This is a genomic window from Pseudomonadota bacterium (genome assembly GCA_016927275.1).
Taxonomy (GTDB): domain Bacteria; phylum UBA10199; class UBA10199; order 2-02-FULL-44-16; family JAAZCA01; genus JAFGMW01.
Genome location: JAFGMW010000094.1, coordinates 1 through 19,938, shown reverse-complemented (window position 1 = coordinate 19,938; position 19,938 = coordinate 1). Strand labels below are relative to the sequence as shown.

General features: G+C 61.6%; 14 protein-coding genes. 7 read left to right on the top strand and 7 right to left on the bottom strand.

All coding sequences use genetic code 11. The annotated features are described in order from the left end of the window. Nucleotides 1-144: 144 nt before the first annotated feature. Nucleotides 145-2,655, top strand: a complete 2,511-nt coding sequence (locus JXA24_06300; protein ID MBN1283363.1) for a right-handed parallel beta-helix repeat-containing protein — start codon at nucleotides 145-147, stop codon at nucleotides 2,653-2,655. On the opposite strand, the gene JXA24_06295 is transcribed toward JXA24_06300, so the two are convergent. The 4 genes from JXA24_06295 to JXA24_06280 all read right to left on the bottom strand — a co-directional run bounded on the left by JXA24_06295 (nucleotide 2,597) and on the right by JXA24_06280 (nucleotide 6,091). Further along, nucleotides 2,597-2,971 (bottom strand): hypothetical protein, encoded by a 375-nt coding sequence (locus JXA24_06295; protein MBN1283362.1) that lies wholly within the window; start codon nucleotides 2,969-2,971, stop codon nucleotides 2,597-2,599. The two genes, JXA24_06300 and JXA24_06295, sit on opposite strands and share 59 nt — an antisense overlap. Nucleotides 2,972-3,031: 60 nt before the next feature. Continuing rightward, on the bottom strand, nucleotides 3,032-3,538 hold the full coding sequence (locus tag JXA24_06290) for a hypothetical protein (GenBank protein MBN1283361.1): 507 nt from the start codon (nucleotides 3,536-3,538) through the stop codon (nucleotides 3,032-3,034). A 76-nt stretch (nucleotides 3,539-3,614) separates the two neighbouring features. Next, entirely contained in the window at nucleotides 3,615-4,712 is a 1,098-nt protein-coding gene (locus JXA24_06285; GenBank protein ID MBN1283360.1) for an NERD domain-containing protein, read from the bottom strand. Nucleotides 4,713-4,798: 86 nt separating this feature from the next. Further along, complete coding sequence (locus tag JXA24_06280; protein ID MBN1283359.1) at nucleotides 4,799-6,091, bottom strand: hypothetical protein; 1,293 nt, start codon at nucleotides 6,089-6,091, stop codon at nucleotides 4,799-4,801. Nucleotides 6,092-6,366: 275 nt separating this feature from the next. Here JXA24_06280 and JXA24_06275 point away from each other — a divergent pair, with 275 nt between their 5' ends. Continuing rightward, nucleotides 6,367-8,166 (top strand): hypothetical protein, encoded by a 1,800-nt coding sequence (locus JXA24_06275; GenBank protein ID MBN1283358.1) that lies wholly within the window; start codon nucleotides 6,367-6,369, stop codon nucleotides 8,164-8,166. Nucleotides 8,167-8,224: 58 nt separating this feature from the next. Here the strand turns inward: JXA24_06275 and JXA24_06270 are convergent, their stop codons facing one another. Next, complete coding sequence (locus tag JXA24_06270; protein MBN1283357.1) at nucleotides 8,225-9,088, bottom strand: hypothetical protein; 864 nt, start codon at nucleotides 9,086-9,088, stop codon at nucleotides 8,225-8,227. Between the two features lie 255 nt (nucleotides 9,089-9,343). Between JXA24_06270 and JXA24_06265 the strand changes: the two genes are divergently transcribed. Then, nucleotides 9,344-12,517: a hypothetical protein gene (locus JXA24_06265; protein ID MBN1283356.1), complete on the top strand. Its 3,174-nt coding sequence runs from the start codon at nucleotides 9,344-9,346 to the stop codon at nucleotides 12,515-12,517. A 215-nt stretch (nucleotides 12,518-12,732) separates the two neighbouring features. Here JXA24_06265 and JXA24_06260 read toward each other — a convergent pair whose 3' ends face one another. Both JXA24_06260 and JXA24_06255 read right to left on the bottom strand, forming a co-directional pair. Continuing rightward, nucleotides 12,733-13,677: a hypothetical protein gene (locus tag JXA24_06260; GenBank protein MBN1283355.1), complete on the bottom strand. Its 945-nt coding sequence runs from the start codon at nucleotides 13,675-13,677 to the stop codon at nucleotides 12,733-12,735. Nucleotides 13,678-14,010: 333 nt separating this feature from the next. After that, nucleotides 14,011-15,558 (bottom strand): tetratricopeptide repeat protein, encoded by a 1,548-nt coding sequence (locus JXA24_06255; protein ID MBN1283354.1) that lies wholly within the window; start codon nucleotides 15,556-15,558, stop codon nucleotides 14,011-14,013. A gap of 557 nt (nucleotides 15,559-16,115) precedes the next feature. Between JXA24_06255 and JXA24_06250 the strand changes: the two genes are divergently transcribed. From JXA24_06250 to JXA24_06235, 4 genes are all read left to right on the top strand, one after another. Continuing rightward, nucleotides 16,116-16,874, top strand: a complete 759-nt coding sequence (locus tag JXA24_06250; GenBank protein MBN1283353.1) for a putative Ig domain-containing protein — start codon at nucleotides 16,116-16,118, stop codon at nucleotides 16,872-16,874. 79 nt (nucleotides 16,875-16,953) lie between these two features. Beyond that, nucleotides 16,954-17,355: a hypothetical protein gene (locus JXA24_06245; GenBank protein MBN1283352.1), complete on the top strand. Its 402-nt coding sequence runs from the start codon at nucleotides 16,954-16,956 to the stop codon at nucleotides 17,353-17,355. A gap of 316 nt (nucleotides 17,356-17,671) precedes the next feature. Beyond that, nucleotides 17,672-18,703: a hypothetical protein gene (locus tag JXA24_06240; GenBank protein MBN1283351.1), complete on the top strand. Its 1,032-nt coding sequence runs from the start codon at nucleotides 17,672-17,674 to the stop codon at nucleotides 18,701-18,703. Nucleotides 18,704-18,739: 36 nt separating this feature from the next. Beyond that, nucleotides 18,740-19,501 carry an SGNH/GDSL hydrolase family protein gene (locus JXA24_06235; protein ID MBN1283350.1) on the top strand — a complete coding sequence of 254 codons (762 nt, stop codon included), beginning with the start codon at nucleotides 18,740-18,742 and terminating at the stop codon, nucleotides 19,499-19,501. Nucleotides 19,502-19,938 lie beyond the last annotated feature (437 nt).

The following is a 19,938-nucleotide window of genomic DNA, read 5'->3' as shown; positions in this document are numbered from 1 at the left end:
CCAGACCTCTCCTGGGACAAAAATAATTCCCCTGATCAGGCAAAGACGCCTTGACTGAAGCCCACTGCGGATGAATAATGCAGATATACACAATATAAATGCGTCGGATGCGGGCCGGCGGTCGTGCGCCCGAAGGGAGGGATCGTGGGCATAACAAAGAGATTCGGTCCTGTGGTGTTCTGGATCGCAGGCATGGCGCTGCTGTCCGTGGCTTTCTTCGTCGCCTCGGGGCGATCGGCCGGGGCGGCGATCATAAATGTTCCAGCAGAGCACAGGAGCATCCAAGAGGCCATCGACGCCGCCGCGCCAGGCGACACGATAAATGTCGCGGCTGGAACGTATCACGAGAACATCACGGTGGACAAGCCGCTCACCCTTTCCGGCGCCGATGCGGCCGCCACCATTATCGACGGGGGATCGAGTGGGGTGGTGGTGCAGATCACAGCCGACGATGTCACTCTTTCCGGCTTCACGGTGCAAAATTCGGGATCGACTCCAATGGATGCGGACGTCTTGCTCGGCTCTTTTGGCGACCCTGTTGGTGTCACCGGGTGCACGGTCGCAGGCAATCTGATAACCGGCGACGCCAGCGGCGTCGTGATAATAGCGGGCTCGGGCAATTCCATATTTTCAAACGATATCGATAACAGCCTTTACGGCGTCGCGCTGGCAGGTTCTTCGGGCAACACCATTGAGTCGAACACCGTTTGCAGCAGCGGGCTTGACGCCATTGCGCTGGATAATGCCGCGGCCGCGGGGGGTGCGATAGCCGAAAGCTCAACCGGAAACCGCATAAAGACCAACACCGTCACTTCCAATCGCGACGGTATTTTCATCGGGGAAAATTGCCACGGCAACTTTGTCACCGATGGCAACGTCATCTCAAACGCAGCGAGCATAGGCATAAATTTATGGCGACCGAGTTCGCAAACCATCACAGGCAACACAATCAGGAACTCACTGACCGGCATCAGGCTGCTCGGCTCCTCAAATAATACAATCACGGGCAATGCCATCTCCAGCAACAGCGCAGAGGGCATCAAGGCCGACGCAAGCTGGCAGGCGGGCACATGGTACCCGTCGGAGAACAATGATATATCCTCTAATAATTTTACAGGCAACGCCCTAGGCATAAACGCTACGGAACCGCACCAGACGTCGGTCGACGCCACCAACAACTGGTGGGGCTGTGCCGCAGGGCCCGGATACGCCGGGTGCGACCCAGTCTCGGCCAATGTGACCTTCGACCCCTTCTGGGCTGCGCCCTATCCGGTCTCCGTCGATCTGATGCCCTCATCCAAGACCGTCTATCCGGGGGCGACGCAGCAGTACGCGACGACCGGCACCCTCCTCGACGGGACGACGGCCGACGTGATCCTCGAATGCGAATTCAAGAGCAAGGAAACGGCGGTCGCGACGATCGACAGTGATTCGGGCCTTGCGACTGCGATAGCGGCCGGCAGCACCGCCATCAGCGCACTCTGTTTCCACGGCGGCTTTGAACCGCCGCGCGCTACGCTCAACGTCGCCCTGCCCGACCAGCCGATCGCCGACGCAGGCAAGGATCAGACCATCGTCGTGGGGGAGACGGCGATCCTCGACGGCAGCGCATCCTCCGATCCGGCGGGACTGCCCCTCTCGTACCTGTGGGACGAGCGGATTTCAAACCCCGAGAAGGGCCTGCTCACCGACCGCCGTTCCGTCAACCCTTCGGTGAAACCTACGATTGCAGGCCAGTACGCCTTTACGCTGGTCGTTGACAACGGCTACCTGGACAGCCCGAGCGCCTCCGTCCGCGTCACCGCGGTCTCCCCGCAGGGGCCGATGGCAGACGCTGGCCCCGACGGCGTCTCCTTCGCAGGTGATGCGATCACCCTAGACGGCGGGGGTTCCACCGATCCCGAAGGCCGCACGCTTTCCTATCTCTGGAAGGAGTCGTCCGCCAATCCGATGACCGGCCTAATCGCGAATCCGAGGGCCAAGTCCATCTCCGTGACGCTTCCGGTCGGGGGCAATTACGCCTTCACGCTCGCGGTCAGCAACGGCGCGGTCGAGAGCGCCCCCGACGGCGTCCTGCGCTACGTCGCCAAGGCGGATGCCGGCGAGCTGGTGCCCGCAGCCACCGGTGGGGTGGTGGGCGTTGCGAACGCCGCGGACCCGCTCAACGGCCTGAAGCTCGAGATCCCCGCGGGCGCGCTCGTCGAGGACACCGAAATCCGGATGGGGGTCATCGACGCCCCTCCGGAGCTGGATCCCACCATCGGCGCCACGACAGGCGTCGCAATCGCGTTCAGCCCGAGCGGACTGCAATTCGAAAAGCCTGTCACGGCCTACATACCCGTCAGCCTTCAGGACATGGAGGCGGCCGGATGGGACCTGGAGCGGATCTTCGTGTTTGCGTACGATGCCGATGCTCAGAAATGGACGGCGATCCCGGCGCGCTTCATCGTAAAAGTCGACGAAACACATTACCTGGTTATGGTGGAGATATCCCACTTCTCAATCTACCAGGCGGGCCATGCCGCCGGGGAGAGCACGGGCGGAGGCTGCGGGCTGATAGCAGGCCCCCGCAGCGCCGGTCCGGCGACTTCGGAGTTCATTTCCCGGCCAGGAGCGAGCATCCGCCGCTCACCCTCCCTGCCGCCCACGCCGTGAAGGCGGCCCACGCCTCCTCGCCGCAGGAGCCGATGGAGACGAGGCACGGAGTGCACGCGCCCGTCGTGATGAACTGGAGATCGCAGTCGGCCACATCGCCTTCCCGATATTCCCCGGCCGTGGTGTTGCCGGCGAGCGAGACCGCCTGGCCGCCGATCGCGCCGTCGTAGGTGAAGCTGACGGTCCCGTCGGGATCAACCTGCGTCACCGTGCACACGCCTGGGAACTTCTCGTATTCGCAGAGACCTCCGACCTTTGTCTGCGCACAGGCCGACGTTGCGAGGAGCATGATCACGAGGAACGATAGACTGCGCATTTTACACCTCACTGATCGAACCTGCTTCATAGTTATCAAGTCGAGCACCATGAAGCAGGTTCATCGTGTCCGGCGCACGTCCTCAAACACCGCCCTGGACCTGAAGACGAAGAGCGAGCGGAGCTTGTCCCAGAACTCCCCCCCGAGCACGAAGAAGCTTGCGACGAACACCGCGTCGAGCGTGAGGTTCACCGCGATCCTGTGGCGGGAGTACTCGGCGAAGAGGGATTCGCTGTAGCTGATGAAGAGGCTCAGCATGAGCGGCAGGCTGAACATCACGAGTCCTGCGATGTAGCGCGGCCTGGAGACCCGCGGCGGCGCGACGACCTTTTTGAAGAGGCCCAGCACCCTGCCCTTGAGCAGCTGGTAGCCCTCCTTGCCCGCTATTGCGATCGCGGCCACTGTGAAGAGCTCGGGGATGCCGAAGAGGAGCAGACCCGATATTACGGTCGCAGGCCCCTCCGGGATCGGGAGCCACAGGACAAGCGGGATGAAGAGCGGACAGACGCACGCAATGATGAGGCACGCCCCTGCGAGTATTATCCTTCGTCTGGATATGCCCTGCATCTCGCCCCCTTTCACGACCGATTATATTCATATCGTGGAAAAAAACCATGCCCACGGGAAGAAATCCGTGCAGAGGTCAGTAGGACCTCCTTTTGAGGGCGAGGAGTATGTCCCTGAACCGCTCGATCTGCTCCGGCGCGTATGCCGGCCTGCTGCTCGCGACTATGAAGCGGGCGATCCAGACGCCGTTGTCCGTGTAGTGGACCTTCCTCCGGCCGTGACGGCCGAGCAGCGGGGACCTGATCGTGGGATCTGCATCCGCGTCCCAGGGGATCTCCTCGTAGACAGGCTCTGTTACGGAGGTGTTGATCTCGAGGCCCGGCGGTCTCATGGACCTGCCCGTGTCGCAGACGATCGGCACGACCTCCACATCGTCCTCTCCGGTCTCCCGGCGGAGCGTCTCCTCTATCGCCGACGCGGCCTCGCCCACCTCGCTCAGGGCCGAGTCGATCCTGGCCCCCTTGACATGATCCCACGCGTGGGGCCTCTGGTTCTTGGTCTCCAGGCTCGCCACTATCCTCGGATGAAGCAGTATGTGATCCGGCCTCCGGAAGCTCTCGCGGCCGTCCTGCTCCCTGAACGGGACATCCACTGAGTGTATCAGGCAGCACTCTTCGTTTTTCAGCTCCCTCACGAGCTCGCTGACGAGGATAAGCTCGCCCACGGCACCCTTCTTCTTCTTCCGGCCCAGGGGGGCGAGAGCTGTGTCGCCCACGAGGCTGTCCAGGTACTTACTCACATCCCTGCTGTCGCGGAAGAGGCCGTACGGCGGCTGAGCGCCGTGGTTGCTCATGCCCAGCATATCGCAGAGGTCCTCGAAGCTGTCGGGATTCCGGATGACGGTCATGCCCCCTGCGAGCAGCATCTCAGGCCGGCCCCTGGCGCCGGGGAGCACTACCTCCTGCGCAGCTATCGAAGGCGCCTCAAGGGGCAGCGCGTGCGCAAGATCGGGGTCCGCGATGAGCTGCGGCCACGAGGCCCTGGGCGCGGAGAGCCCCTCGCCTGCGCACGGCATGTCGCCTACTGGAAGGTCGAATGCGACGAACGGATTGGACAGACGCTCGATGAAGCGCCTCTCGATCTGGGCGAGGCGGGCGGTGGCTGCGTAACATGCGTCGCCGTAATCGACGACAGCCGGTCCCGGCCCGGCGGCGATGCGCGGTATGCCCGACACGAGGCTGGCGCACGGGGCAGCTGGCGCCGATCGGGCGGGCGTCGGACAAAGAGCCGGTGAAAAGAATCTCAATGCGCCTTCTGTCTTCAGGACAACGGCCTGAGTCGTATTTCTTTCCCCTTTTTCGCACGGCACGATTCGGCGGTGCAATCCGGAGGGTTCATCTCCGATATATCGGCCACGCCGGACATGTCGGGATACCTGGAATAGACCGGGCTGCGATCGGGATCGTTGGGGTCAGCAACCGGCCTCACGAATATGTACATGGGGTCGAAGGTCATCCCGTATCTCTCCTGCACCTGAGGCGCGCGGCCGAGCGCGTAAAGCTCCGCCGAGAGGTCCATCGCCGTGAGGTGCCCCCTGTACTTCGGATACGGCGGCGTGACCCCGATGAGCGCCATCATGGTCTGGATGTCGTTTATCGCCCTGGGATTCTCCGCGCAGAACTCAGCCCAGAGGCGGGCCAGTCGTTTGCACTTATTTTTTGAAAATATCCTTGTCGGGATTGGCGCCGTTTTCGCGCTCAATATTCCATGGAGTTCCGGCTTGTCAGCCTTCCATCTTCTCAAGAGCGCTGCATAGGGCCTCGTCTTCTCCCTGTAGGCCGCAAGATATTCCCCCTCCGCGCCCGCCATCACACCGGGCAGGACCGCCTCTATGAATCCGGCGAGAAGATCCTCGCCCTGGTTTTCACCGCCCGCCATGATCCTGCCCACGATCCTGCCGTAGCGGTCCCATATGTCCAGCGAGTCGCAGAGCGCGGGCACCTTTTTCGCCACGCGCGTGTACGCGGGCCCGAGCCTGACGCCGATGTCCGCAAAGTGCGCGCCGAAGCCCGCCGTAACGATACCGGAGATCTTTCCCAGATAGACGATGCGCGCCTGGACGAGACGACCCAACGCATCCATGTCGGCCGGGTCGACCGCGTGCTCCTCACCCAGATATCTCGATATGTACGCCACCCCTCTCCTCAGCTTTTCGCTCGGATTGGACTCGGGCGTGTCTATCCCGTCCATCCTCACGCTGACCTTGGAATCCACCCACCCGTCCCCCTGTTTGAAACTCACTATCTTTGCGGTATCCCCGTCGGCAAAGGGCTTGTCCGGATTCAACCGGACCTCAACGGGCCGGACCTCTCCGTCGCGCCTGAAGAAGCTCGCGCCGTTGAAGAACCGCTCTTCCAGCACGGCCCAGGTCCTCCTCCAGAGAGGGGATCTGGCCGCCTTGCCGAAGCGCATCATCTTGCCGACCCGAAACGCCAGCGACGAGGTCACCATGCCGTCCCTGTATCCGAAGCGCGAACCCGCGGCATGCAACCGATTGGAGTCCTCGTCGTCCAGCTCCTGGAAAGGTCTGCCCGCCGCTATCGCCGACGCCATACTCCTGCCGGCGTTCTTGAAAAGCTTCTCCGCCTCAATCGGCAGTTTCAGCCCTGCGAATGGAATGACTGCGGGCGTCGGGAAAAATGCGCGCTGATAGAAAGCCGGTGTCGGAACCGTTGTTAGAGTCATTCAGTCCTCCCTAGCCTCATTATCGATGCCCCGCCGGATTTGTTGCCTGATTTCTTAAGGCACCCCCGCCTGACGGCAAATATTGACTTTTCCTGCATTTCGTGTTAATCACTATCCACCCCGGGGGGTTGAAAGGAGGGGTTATGGCAACCACGATAAGCACCATTCCTCCGCCTGCGCTGACTCCTGCAATCGCTGCTCCGATCGCCACAACAAGCGCCGCCGCAATTGCCGCACGTGTAAACGGCACGCTTCCCGGCTTGCCGCCCACCGCACCGCCCGCCGCACTGCCCGGCTTGCCTCCTGAAGCGCAGCAGGCACGGCCGCCCGACGACTCCGGACCGGACGACGACCCTTTCGCCGCGTACGTGTGGGAAAAAGAGAACGAGGTGACGAGCTTCGGGCACGTCCGACAGATAAGCCTCCCCGGCCTCCCTCCGAACGCGCAGTCGCTCAAGGGCGAATGGGTGCACGTCACCGGGCAGACGCGACTGCGGGGAAATTTCCTGCGCCCTCCCTACGTGGACAAGACCTCCCGCCTCACGAGCGACCCGTTCGACCAGGTCCAGTGCTACCATTCGCTCACGAGCCTCATACTCTATCTCAAGGACAAGCTAGGCTTCGATATGGCCAGGATCATCTCGGCGATCAAGCCCATATATGCCCACGTCAACGCGGCCCGCGACGTCAACGCGTGGTTCGATCCGAGGACCGGCCATCTCACGTTCGGCACCGGCGACAAATCGAGGTTCGGCGCCTGGCACCTGGCCGAGGACGCCGACATCGTCCGCCACGAGTGCGGGCACGCGATCCTGCACTGCATGAACCCTGAGCTCGCCTCCTGGTACGCCGGCGACGGCGGCGCGATCCACGAGGGATTCGCCGACTCGATCGCGGCATTCTACGCGAACAACCCGGTGATAAGCGAGGACTTCCTCCCCAACACGGGTGAGCAGTACGGGACCGACAGGGGCCTCCGCAACGTCAACAACGACCTCAGGTACAACGAGGTCGATTCGGAGGTGCACAGCCTGGGCCAGGTCTACGGCGGCTTCTGGTGGGGCGTGCGCAAGGCGCTGGAGCCGATGCTGGGGAACGGGAGGGATGCCGCGGACGTCGCGATGTCCATCCTCATGAACCACGGGGCCCACTACGCCACGAACATGCCGACCCCCAAGGACTTCTTCGAGGCCGCGCTCGCCGGCGCAAAAATCTACCTCGAGGGATCTAAGCGCGAGCTGGAATACAAGAAGGTCGCCAGGGCGATAACCGAGGAGGCGAAGAGGCGCGGTTTCCTGGACGAGGCGGTGCACAAGCGCGGCATGCGCCGGCGCTTCTCCGAGGAGTTCGGCCGCCTGCTAACCGAGGCGCCGGAGCCCTTCGCGTTCGTGCGCGAGAACTCGGTCGGAAACCTGGCCGGGTCTCGAGAATTCTATCAGCAGTTCCTCGTCCTGGAAAAGCGGCACTTCGTGAGGATGCTGGGCTCGGGGCTCATCGTATTCAAGGACGGCTCGGGGGCGGCCAGGAGCTTCTCCGCGAGCGACATGAGGCAAAGCGTGGACGTGGACCCGGCGATAAAATACGGCCGTCCCAACGCCCTGAAGACCATCAAGATGGCGGCCAAGAGCAACCTGGACGAGAGCGACAAGAGGCTGGACGAGCTGGACCGCCAGGGTCTGTGGGCAGGCGGCGAAAAGGAGAAGAAGGAGAAGATCACCAGGGCCGAGGCACTCAGGCGCCTCGACGAGGTCGCATTCGAGGAGGCGATGGGACAGGAGGACCACAGGAGCCTGTCCCTCGTCCTCATGCCCGAGGAGCCCGGCAGCTCCACCCCTGAAAGGCAGAACCTGCACTGGGCCATCCAGCTGGGGCTGACCGTATTCTTCGTCAACGCGAAGAGCGGCGCCGTCGTGGCCAGGAAGATAGCGATGTGGGATAGTTGACGGCGGCTTTCTCAGCCGGTCCGCACAAAGCGCCTGCGTCGATACCGTATTTCTCCGCTCACATGAACGTGTAGGTGTCGGCGTTTACCGCAATCGACTGGATCGTCATGGCGCGGAAGTTCTGGTTGACCGAGTCGCCCATTATGAACAGGAGCGCGGCCATCGGCGTCGCGCGGGGCATCCCGCCGTCGCCGGTCGATCCGTTCCAGAGCACAGCCGTCGCCGGCATCGACGTCAGCGGCAAGCCCGCGAATCCGCCGAGGTGGCTCGGGAGGTTGCCGCAGCTCGCCTTGGGCCCTCCCACCATCTTGAAGACCGCGTCCGCGGGATCCAGCGTTATCGTAGAGAAAGAGCCGTCGGCCGGGAGCGTGAAGTCGGCCAGCGAATCGGAATCAACGACCACGATCCCGTCGTTCGCGGTCCACGCGCCGTCGCCGTCGCAGTCGACCTGGATGTTGAAGTAGAAGAAGGAGCTGCCGCGGTCCTGCCGCGCGACGATCGATATGGATTGGAGATCGCTCACCGCCAGGCCGTCGTACGCATTGAGGCCGAGCAGCGCCTTGTTGCCGGTGCCGGCTCCGTTGAAGGCGCCGGCGAGCGTGCCGGCGGCGGTGGTGTCGGCGGCCTGCATCATGAGGCCCTCGGTGGTTGAGAAGAATGTGATCGCGTTGACCCCGTCGAGCCAGACGCCCGACGGCAGGGCCGCGCTCGCGCCGTCCCGCCCGTCGGTTCCGTCGGCGCCGTCGGCGCCGTCCTCGCCGGCCTGGCCCTGGGGCCCCTGAACCACCTCAGGGGCCGGTTCCGTGACAGCCGTTACGTCGCCGGTGCCGTCATCCCCGTATCCGTTGATTAGTCCGCCGCCCCCGCATCCCGCTGCAAAGAGCATCATTGCAATGATCCCGGCCGCAAAGCCCCTATTCATAAACCCTCCCTTCCGGTCGCCTGGAACCTATCAGAATCCACCGGCACCGCAAGGGTGTTGAATCTACCGGAGCGGTTGCGCTCAGGACAGGCCGGCGATAACCTCCCTGGCAGGCGAATTTCCCACTTTCCGCCCTTTTCGTACAACGGCCTTGTAAATCCATGCGATCATTACTATAGAACATGCGCATCCGGGGGGGAGATACGCTGCCCCGGCATCCCAGACCTGCCGGGGCGCCTGAAAAAGGGAGGCCCCATGAAGGCTGCCAGAATCAGGTTCCTCGTCGCAATCCCGATATTGCTGATCCTCTACCTCGGCTGCGGAGGGTCCGGAACCTCCCCTGACGCCGGCACGCCTGACCCTGACGAATCGGGGAATCAGCAGCTCGTTAAGATAATGGGCGCCGTGACAGGCTCGGAGGGGATCGGAGCACCGGACGTCGAGCTCACGTTCTTCTCAGACCCTGTCGTGGCTGTCACGGACGCGGAGGGCGTCTTCACCGCGGTCCTCGCCGTGGGCACACACTCGCTTGAGGTCGCCATCGACGGAGCGATAACGTTCACCGGCACCGTCACCGTCGTCGCCACCGATCTGTTCGACGAGGCGGGCAACATGCTGGGGACCTTCACCCTGGAGATGGAGGACGCGGCCGACAACGCCTACTGCGGCGCCCTGCAGTTCATCGACTCGGTGGCCAGCAGCCAGGTTTCCACCCTGTACGGCATCGTAGAGGGAGGGCTCGGCAACGAGATCACGAGCCAGGGCATAAACCCGACCGTGCTCATAGTCGGCAACGGGGAGATGACCGCCAACTTCACGGGCGACGGAAGGCTCAACGCCCTGTGGTTCCCCTCCGTCGGCGCCTACAACCACATCCCCTATCTGTCGATGGCGGCGGAGTGGATGAAACCCTTCCAGGGCTCGTTCGGAGGAGTGCGCGCGAACGGATCATACCACTGGTTCAGCGACCCGGCCCGCTGGTCCGTTGACGTGAGATACGAGGGCACCTCGATCTCAAAGGGCGCACCGGTGGCGCAGATAACCTACTCCGGGCTCGGGCCCTGCGCAGGGACCACGATCGTCGAAAAGGCCTTCGTGCCGTGGGAATCGTTTGAAAGCGACTCCGAGAGGGCCAACATGCTGGTGCGCGATTTCCAGGTCGCGGCAGGCGACCTGTGCGGCGGGGCCTCCGATCCGGCCACGAGGCTGGCCGTCTACTCCCGCTACAACGTCAACGTCCACTACCCCTTTTTCAGGGAGTGGAAGTTCAACGAGCAGACCCAGGCCTGCGCATCGAACCGCCTCACGTGGACGAGATCGGAGGCGCCGGCGTATGCGATAGCGATGACGGCTATCGGCTCGGGCGGGGAGCGCCTGGCGATGACCTGCGACAACGAAATCTCTTCGCTCGAGGAGGTAAGAAGGCTCTACCCCTCCGCCGAGTGCAACCCCACGAGCGTCAAACCCGGTCTGGCAGAATGGCCGATCCCGTCGGACGGGAGGGTGGCGGTCATCACGGCCGGATGCGATTCCGAAACCACCTGCGCCGCGGCGCTGGATTCGGCGGCCGGAGCAGGGTCCGACGCCATGAAGGCCGCGACCCTGGACCATTGGCTGTATGACTACCTGTGGACCTCCAACATCCCGGAAGACAGCCCTTACCTGGTGCCGCTGATAACGCTCAGGATGCTGGCGGACCGGCGCACCGGTGCGATAATCGCGGCCCCCAGCCACGAGCCCACCTACTACTTCTCGTGGCCGCGCGACGGGGTGTTTCAGGCCGCGGCCCACATCATGGCCGGCCACGAGGAGATCGCGGAGAAGTTCTTCTCCGAATTCCTCTTCAATAGGGCGCAGAGGCAGGACGGAAAGTGGGTGCAGGCCTACTCCAGCCTGACCGGAGAGCCCCTCGAGTTCCTGGGCTACTCTTTCCTGGAAGAGGACCAGATGCCAACGGTCCTGTGGGGCCTGTGGCTGTACTGGAAGAGGACGGGGGTCCTGCCCTCCGGCATAGGCGCATCGGACATAACCGACCTCGCCGACTACGTGCTGAGCAGGATCTGCGCAGACGGCCTGATCTCGCCCAGCCTCGACTGGCACGAAAATCCCTTAAAGGACATAGGCCAGTCCCTCTACACGAACGCCGCGGCGCACGCGGGGCTCCTGGCAGCGGCCGAGATGATCGACGCCGCCGCCCCGTCGAAGGCGGACGGCTACCGCGAGGCAGCGGCTCGGATCAAGGACGCCGTAACGTCCCAGCTCTGCAGCTCCGGCGACTGCCATGCGCGGAGGAAGTACGGAGCCGACGCCTACGACATCGCGCAGCTGGCGATCGCATGCTCGGTCAGCGGGCTGACGGAGTTCAGCGACGAGGACGGAGAGATGATCATGGCCTTCTCGATGCCCTTCAACCTCTTTCCGCTGGACGACCCGTTGGTGCAATCTTTTTACTGGCGCACCGCCGCGACCCACTCCGACCTCGACTCCTTTTCGGCGGACAGCTCGCTCTGGGTCCCGCGCTATCTATATTCGGCCCTCTATGCGGCACGCGTGGTGCACCCGGAGTTCGGGGCCCAGGACGAAGCCTTCCGCACCTCCATGCTCTACAAGCCGTATGTATATCTCGGAGGCATATACTATATGCTGACGCCTCAGCAGTATTTCAAGGACGAGCACTGGGGGGATGCTGCAAACGATCCGGAGGGCCAGGGCGGAGCCGCCCGGCCGCTTGGCTGGTCCCAGGCCATGGGGCTGCTGGCGGGGCTGGAGCGCAGCGGTTACCACATGCCCCTGATAGGGGCGGAGGACCCGGCGCTGCTCGACTCGTTCCTGGACGATTTCGCGTCCGGTCTGGACAAATGGAACATCGTTGCAGCTGACAATTCCGGCCCTATTCCGGCGGACCAGCTGCCCGCGATCTACACTTTCTACGGCAGACCGAAGCCGTCGTACGACAACGGCGAGATCGGCGGCTGCAAAACAGGGGCGTACACGAAGGACGCGTTCGACTACTCGGAAGGCCTCAACATCTCAGCGGACATCTACATACAGAGCAGCGGAGAGGCGACCTTCGGGATACTCGAGGGCCATCCCGAGACGAACCCCTACGAGACAAAGGGGTGCTACTACGATTACGGAGTCTGGATAAGATATGCCCCTTCTTCGGTAACATATGGTTACCGCAAGGACAACCTGGGCTGGTTTTCCGCGAACCACACCGGTTCATATCCCGCCGGTGCGTGGCACAACTTCAGGATCGAGATCACGCCGGATCAACGGATCAATTTCTATGTCGACAATGTTCTGAAGCAACAATCTTCTTCTGGAGACCGGCTTGCCGAGCGATACATAGGCAACCCGATAGGGCTCGGCGGCGAGTCCCCGTCACCCGCCCGCGTGCTGATAGACAACGTGAAGGTCTGGAAGTAAAAAATAGCGTTGCAATAGTCGCTGACCCTGCCGCAGGCGAGCTTCTCGGCCTGGCGCCGGCCCCCTTCCCGTACTGCAGCCGCCACAGCTTGGGAGCTGGATCCCTCGAGAGTTCCGGTCGGCATCGCAAACACACGGGCCCTTGAATATCGAATGCTTGCACCTGCGGCGCCCTGCTGTTTTTTTCTGTTTTTCGCGGTTTTTTTGATTCCGCGCTAGCGCTCCTCCGCCTCGCGGAAATAGGGGGTGCAGCCGACGTTCTCCTCGTAATGCTGGCCGGGCGGACAGATCGTTCGCCCGCGCGCCGGCGTCCGGGGGGCGCCCGGAGCAGGCGCGGGTGCCGCGGGTGCGTGCGCCGCAGGCCCGGCCTTTTGCTGCCCGGACGGGAACGCGGGCCCGGGCTCGTCGGAGCGGGTCTGGACGAACGTGATCGGCTGGCTGAATTTTCCGGAGGCGGTCGTCCAGCTCCCGGAGAGCGTCCTGCTGTTCGTCCTGCGGAGCGTCATCGTGCCGTCCTCCCAGCCCTCAGGCCTGAATCCGGTGTAAGAGTAGTTGAACTTCACGACATCGCCGGAGACCGTGCCGCTCCCGGTCCAGGTGACGGTCTTCCCTTCCCACTGGAAGGTGTTCGTGATCGTCATCGCGCTGCCGCTGTGCACGATCCGCGCTGCGCTCTTGACCGACGGATCGCTCCAGTCGCCGGAGAGCGAGCCTGCCCCGCCGGGGCCGGCCGCGGCCACGGCAGGTGGAGGTGGAGGCGGCGCCGCGTCCTGGAGATCGAAGCTCACCGTCGCCGTCGTACCTAGCCCGCCGTCCGGTGCCTCGACCGTATACGTTCCGGGGCCGAGCCGCAGGCCGGCCAGGCTCCCCGCGAGGACCTGCTCCTTCCCCTCGTAAGTCCTGACGAAGTAGTAGATGACGTTGCCCGCAGGCCCCTTCAGGCGAACCCCGGCACGCGTGGCATGCCCGGTTCCGGCGCAAGGCAGCCAGCCGGTGTCTACGGAGGCCTGGATGCTGACCGCCACCTTGCCCGGCGGCACCGTGAAGCTCCCCGTTCGGTAGCTGCACCCCTCGCCGATGCCGGCGGTGGCGCTCCCCGCGAAGGCCCCGGCGGGTAAAAGCAACAACATGATCAGCACCGCAACCGGTAAAAGTCTCATGCGCCCCTCCTCTTCTGCCTTCGGCCCTTCACGGCTTCGGCATTTTCAATCGCTTACAGACCGGGAAAAGTCCCCCTTTTACAAGGGCGAACGCCACTCCCTTCATCGCCCCACCATAGTAGTGCATCCGCTCGATCAACGCAATCTCGTCTCCCCAGCGCAGTTAATAAAGGAGTGAGGAGAATCAAGTCATTAAGTCAGACAAAGCAAAATGGTCGAGGGTGCGGCCTTTCAGATGACCGGCACAAACGGCAGGACGGTCAAGCGCAAAGGAGGGTCTTCCTCTGACGCCACCTCCGGTTATCTCCGCTCCGCCCGGAGCTTCGTCGGGCATCAGAACGACAACGACATATCGAAGGCAGGCGTCAGCGCCATCTTCGACGGATCTGAAATATCGTGCTGCATTGTCAAAGACACGCCCGCGCCGAAGGGATCGAGGATCATGCGGTGGATGTTCAGCGAGTATCCGAAGAAGCCGCCCTCACCCATTGCGGAGGAATCCGCGTCGCCGGCCGCTCTGAAGTTGTAGCCGGCGCTCAGCGCAAGGCCTGCCGAGTTCGAACCGGCCTCGACGCCCAGCTCGAAACCGCCTCCAAGCTCGACCATGTGATGGGAGACGCGGGTCGAGTATCCGACGCCCGCTTCCGGCCGGAGGTAAAAAATCGAATCACCTATGAAAGTCGTCCAGCCCAGATCGAATCCCAGCCTGGTGTCAAGCCTGTCCGGATCCGCAAGATCATGCCGTAGCCCTGTCGTCAGTCGGTAGGAATCGGGCACCAGCAACGCAGCAAGCGTATAAAGCGTGAGCGAGGCGGGCATTGCCATATCGTCGCGCCGCGTCTCGTCGCGCAGGTAGCCCAGTGATTTCACCAGGTGCTTCCGGGCCTTCGGAATATCGCCCGTATCGAACATGATCATGCCTGCGATGAAGTTCGGCGAAAAACGGGAGATTTCCCAGGGAAGAGACCGCGACAGTTCGAGCGCCCGATCGATGTCGGCCCTGGCCTTTTCCGAGTCGCCCAGCATAAAATGGGAAAAGGCGCGGTAGTAGCGGGCGCGCGCGTAGTTCGGATACAACTCGATTGCCCTGTTGAAATCCTCAACCGCCTCCCGATGCCTTTTCGCGTCGGCCTTTATATTCCCGAGCGTATTATGTGTCGCTGCGAAATCAGGCCTGAGGCGCAGGGCCTCTTCACAGTCGCTTATGGCGCCTTCGATGTCGCCCCTTCTCGACTTTTCGATCGATCTCGCCGCAAGGGATACCGGCACCAGATCTTCGCCGCTCAGCTTGATCATAAACCCGGATCTTTTGGCTGTCTCCCAGTCGATGCCGTGTGCCTCCATGTAAACTTCGTCAGGCATTTCGTTCGCGTAGTCAACGTTGATCGCGTCGCCTCTGCCGTCGTCATATTTCAGGAAGGCATGGTTCGGGACACGGACAAGATATTCCGGAAGACCGACAGTGTGGCCCACGATCAGGTGAAGGAGGGAGCCGGTATCGCAGTCTACGCTCCTCCTGCTCAAATTCCCGAGGAAAGAATCGTCGCCGCGCTGCTCTTCCATGCTGAACTGCATGCCCTCGACCATGATGCTGTACAGATGGCAATAGCCGATTTCCCTGGCTGTGAGAGGTCTGGCCCGCCATCGGCTGAGCTCATCGAACACCTCCATGAAGCGCGCGCGCACCTGCAGGACATTGTCATATGCGAGCTGGATATCGTCCTCGCTTACTATTTCCGACTCGACAGACGTGATATTGTAGATGGGATTGTCGGGCTCGAAGATTTCATTGTACTTGTAATAATATCTGAACGCCGCATCCAGGCCCTTGAGCTCTTCCCTGTTTGTCAGAAGAAAGCCCCGCCATTCCCCCGGGGTCACGCTTCCGTCCCCGTCGGCATCGGTCCGCTCCGAGCTTTCGATCGTGCCGTCGCAGTTGAGATCGACACCCGAAGAGAGCGCGGAAACATCGTAGCGCGGCGCCATGCCTTTCTTTATCCAGTAAAGTTCCGTCATCTCGTCGCTCCGTCCCAGCCTGACGATCGAAAGGGGACCGTTTGCATGGGGGAGATCACTCTTCGTCTTCCACGTACCTGAGCATCAGCTCCTGTAAGTATTGCGGCTGACCCTCGATCACCGAGAAGCGCCTCACTTTTCCATCGCCCATTCTCACCTCCGGAACCGCCTCGAGGATCACTATATATCTTTTCGGCTGTCGGAGACCTTTGTTGCGCCCTTTCTTTATCCTGTGGATATGGCGAGCTTGAAAAGCCGCCGGCCGAAAACGAGATATAAAGCAATAAAATCAGGCAGTTAGCGGCTCTCGAGGGCGGTGGAGAGTCGGCGCGAACACAGCGCGGTGATATGCACGGGCGCAGTTATATGGTAGGGTAGCGAAAGGTCGGCAGCCGCCGATCCCTAACGAAGGGAGGCTTGCGATGAAGGCGATGACCGCCGTGTTGCTGGTGATGGCAGCGACCCTGTTGACGGCCGGCTGCCCCAGCTCAGGCCAGCTCGAGTTCCCGGGCCCCCTTCCTGAATCGGGCACGGTTTATCCCGAAGGCGAAGTGGCGGTGCCGGAGGAGCCGGCGGCCGCGTGCGGCACCGAAGACCTGATCGGGATCGCGAGCGGATCGCTCGGGACGAAGACATGCACCCTGTGTCAGCCGTGCACCTTCTCCCTGGCTGCGGAGGGCGGCAGCGGCGAGCACTCGTGGGCCTTCACCGGCCTGCCCCCGGGTCTTTCGAACACCGGCGGTGACGTGGCCGGCGTGCCGACGGAACTCTTCGAAGGCCAGGTGGCCTTCGTGGTCACGGACGTCTCATGCCCCACGAATCACTTCGTCGGCACATTCCAGGTGAAGGTCGGTGATATCCCTGCCGAGAACAAGGTGAAGATCGCAGTTCTTGACTCCACTCCGATGTGTCTGACGTACAGCGAATATTACACCCCGCCGACATGTGAGATCCCCCTCACAGCGACCGGCTGCAGCAGAGACGGGATCTGCCCTTACATCTGGGAAATGAGCGGGCTGCCGGAGGGACTTGCCTATGATCCGGCTACGGGGCTCATAAGCGGCAAGCCGCCGGTGTCTGCAAAGGGCCTGCACACGGTCAACATAAGGGTACGGGAGACGAGCTGCGAGAAGAATGCAGCGGAGGGGACGATTCAGATCGATGTCGTTCAACCCATTTGATCAGGGTCAGGATATGGCGCTCGATTTCAGAGCGCAATCTCTGTTTTTCGGCGCTCGCAAAAAAAAAGGAGGAGGGGATATGAAGAAGAATCCTGTTCGGCTGGTGCTGGTCGCGATCATCATCGCAGCGGGGGCGATCTGCGGGTGTTCAAAGGCGCTGACGCCGGTTTCTGAGATCCACATCGACGGCATGCCGCTGGACAGCAGGTCCGAGATCCTTTCAAAACTAAACACGCCGATAGAGAACGACGCGACGGTCCAGGTCCCTGGCAGACAGGAGAGCATAATCGTCAACGTGTTTCCGACTGACGAGAACGGAAAGGTGAAACCCGGCGCGAGCCCGGAGGTCATCATGGCCAGGGACACGGACTTCTTCAAGCTCGACAACACGATGAGCAAAAAGGAGCTGGCCAGCGGCAACTACCTCATGAACATCGTGTTCGGCGGGAAGACGGAGAGAGTGGCATTCGTAGTAAAATAGCAGAACCCGGATGACGGAAACCCGAGAGAAGTCAGACGGGGCGGCGGCTTCTGTTTCGCTGCGGCTCGCCGACATGATTTCTCAATTCCGCAAATCAAATCAGACAGAGCGAAATAGTCAGGGGCGCAGCGAAACGCTGCACCCTAAAAAATCATCCTAATGATTCTCGTAACTTACCCACCGGGAAACGTCCCCTTTGTCCCTTTGTCCCTTTGTCGTGTCTCCGGAAAGCCGGAAAATAGCGGCTTTTTCGACAATTTCGAAATATTGCGCAACTCGGCCTGGATGCAGACGATAACCATTATGCGGAGGCCAGATGGGCAAACGAATAAAGCGAGTCGAGCCGCAGCCGATCGAGTATACGACCTACACCTTCAATCCCAGGTACAATGGCCAGGTAACGGATGGCTTCGACCCCGAATGCCTGGAGGAAACCAGCGCAGGTCCTGTGGACGAGGAATTGATCGACCATATCGAGCAGTGCTTTCCTGGCTCGGTCGGCGACTCAGACGGAGATAGCTACAGGGAAATGGACAGATATGCAGTGGAGATCGCGGCGCAGGAACTCGGGATTCGCAATCCGCTTCCACTTGCGCCGCTCTTTCTCGACGATCCGAACGACGGTCCTGGCCCGGAGATGATGAAACAGCTGGTCGATATGGAATACGGAGAAAAAGCAAGCGCCCTTTCATACCTGCCTGGAACTCCTCCGGTCCAGATGAGCATTGCCATAAAAGACCTCGACTTTGAAAAGGCGAGGCTTGCATTTCAAGCCTCCGCTGCGTCGTCCGACGATCCGCTGAAGAAATTCGAGAAAATGCTCGGGTTCTTCCTGGACAGCGTCGGCGTTCACGCGGAAAAAGAATCACGTTCACTCATCGGACTGCCCGATGAGGCGAGCCTTGACCAGCCCAGCGGTTTCTCAGTCGATGCCAGGGGCAGGCTCAGGATAGACTGCAAGATCTTTGCAGAGATAGCACACCGAGTGCTCAAGGGGATACCGGGCCTCAAATTCCATCACATAGTCCTCATAAATGAGGATCGGCCGTGCAGGCTGGATCGTGGTCGCAATTCGACGATGACACTCGGCGGAAAAAGCGAAGGACCAACGGGCCACATGCTCCTGTGGGTCGCCGACGACAAAGGGGGAAGCCTCATAATCGACAACGATTCGGTCAGACACATGGAATCCACAGAAGTGCGAACGCTGATCAAGATGACCTACGGCAGAGAGTTCACCAGGGCCTTGAGAAGGGAGATCGGCGACCAGGGCCGTTGGCAGGTCATATTCAGCAGAGAGCCCAGGCGGGACTGCACGGAAGTGTACACAATACCCAATTTTTTTTGATCAATCGATACACGAATAAATGTTCGTCTTAAAAACATGAGGGCAACTGTCACACACAAGCCGGCAACCGCAGGGCAGCCGATCAGGGTCGCGGTCGTGGGCGACTCGAGGACATGCGCGCAGGAATCGCTCTATCCGCTGCTGCTCGACGAATACCTCGACAGCAGCCGCATAGAGGTGACTCCCGAGTGCCGCAGCGGCGAGACCAACGGCGGCCTGCTCGGGCTGGACGAGATCTACGGCGTGAGGGAAAGGCGTCTCGACGAGATAGTCGAGCGGGGCTACGACGAGGTGATTCTGGACGTGGGTGTGAACGACATGGCCTCGGGCAGGACCGCCGAGGACATGGAGAGGAAGCTCGTGGAGATCTGCGGCGAGCTGGCATCATCGGGCGTTTCGCGGATAATCATGCTGGAGGCCACGCCGTGGCGCGGTTTCAAGAAGTGGACCGACGCGAAGGGCATGGAGACCCTTTCGTTCAACAGGATGCTGGCCGATCTCTCGACGCGCCTCACGGAGGAGTACGCCCGAAGGCGGCTGCCCACCGAAGTGGAGCTTGTCCGACTGTACGACGCGATGGAGAACCCCTGTGAACCGGGCGAGCTCGAGTTTCCCACCCTTTACCCTGACATGATCGACTGGCTCCACCCTAGCATCGAAGGCCTCGAGGTCATGGCCGAGCAGATAGTGGAGCAGGCCTTCCTGGCCTTTGCGAACGAGCGGTTCAGATCCATCGACCGGGAGCTCGAATCGATATTCCGCACGATCCGCTACGAGCGTAGCGCTGAGAGTCAGTGAAGCGAAAAAACGTCAGACGGAGCAACGATAACTTTTCAATATCATTGATGTATCGCCCGCTCACCCTCACGGCTAAGCCCGCGTGCGCCCAGGCCGGATTCAGGCGCCCTGTCGCCGGGATTCACTGTTGCAGTCTTTCCCGCCTCCCGCATGAATTCGTGTGTCTCCAGGTCATACCGCACGAAGTCGTCTCCATTGCGCTGACGGTCAGGAAGAAGCCATTGAAGCCTGAATAGCCGCGAATGATAAATCTTCGACATGTTAGGGTATCCGGTCGCTCCGTCTGACGGTTTCACCGGGTTATCTAGGCGCTGAACCTTGCTCCGTCTTATAGGTTTTTTTGTCGGTCCTTATTCGAACAGGCGCCCGTACTTGCCGTAACCCTCCTTCTCCAGGTCTTTGAGCGGGATGAAGCGCAGGGCAGCGGAGTTTATGCA

Excerpts from the sequence above, each read along its gene's own strand:
- JXA24_06250 (MBN1283353.1), top strand. The coding sequence starts at position 16,116 with ATGAAGGCGATGACCGCCGTGTTGCTGGTGATGGCAGCGACCCTGTTG.
- JXA24_06290 (MBN1283361.1), bottom strand. The coding sequence starts at position 3,538 with ATGCAGGGCATATCCAGACGAAGGATAATACTCGCAGGGGCGTGCCTC.
- JXA24_06295 (MBN1283362.1), bottom strand. The coding sequence starts at position 2,971 with ATGCGCAGTCTATCGTTCCTCGTGATCATGCTCCTCGCAACGTCGGCC.
- JXA24_06265 (MBN1283356.1), top strand. The coding sequence starts at position 9,344 with ATGAAGGCTGCCAGAATCAGGTTCCTCGTCGCAATCCCGATATTGCTG.
- JXA24_06260 (MBN1283355.1), bottom strand. The coding sequence starts at position 13,677 with ATGAGACTTTTACCGGTTGCGGTGCTGATCATGTTGTTGCTTTTACCC.
- JXA24_06270 (MBN1283357.1), bottom strand. The coding sequence starts at position 9,088 with ATGAATAGGGGCTTTGCGGCCGGGATCATTGCAATGATGCTCTTTGCA.
- JXA24_06245 (MBN1283352.1), top strand. The coding sequence starts at position 16,954 with ATGAAGAAGAATCCTGTTCGGCTGGTGCTGGTCGCGATCATCATCGCA.
- JXA24_06240 (MBN1283351.1), top strand. The coding sequence starts at position 17,672 with ATGGGCAAACGAATAAAGCGAGTCGAGCCGCAGCCGATCGAGTATACG.
- JXA24_06235 (MBN1283350.1), top strand. The coding sequence starts at position 18,740 with ATGAGGGCAACTGTCACACACAAGCCGGCAACCGCAGGGCAGCCGATC.
- JXA24_06275 (MBN1283358.1), top strand. The coding sequence starts at position 6,367 with ATGGCAACCACGATAAGCACCATTCCTCCGCCTGCGCTGACTCCTGCA.
- JXA24_06280 (MBN1283359.1), bottom strand. The coding sequence starts at position 6,091 with ATGGCGTCGGCGATAGCGGCGGGCAGACCTTTCCAGGAGCTGGACGAC.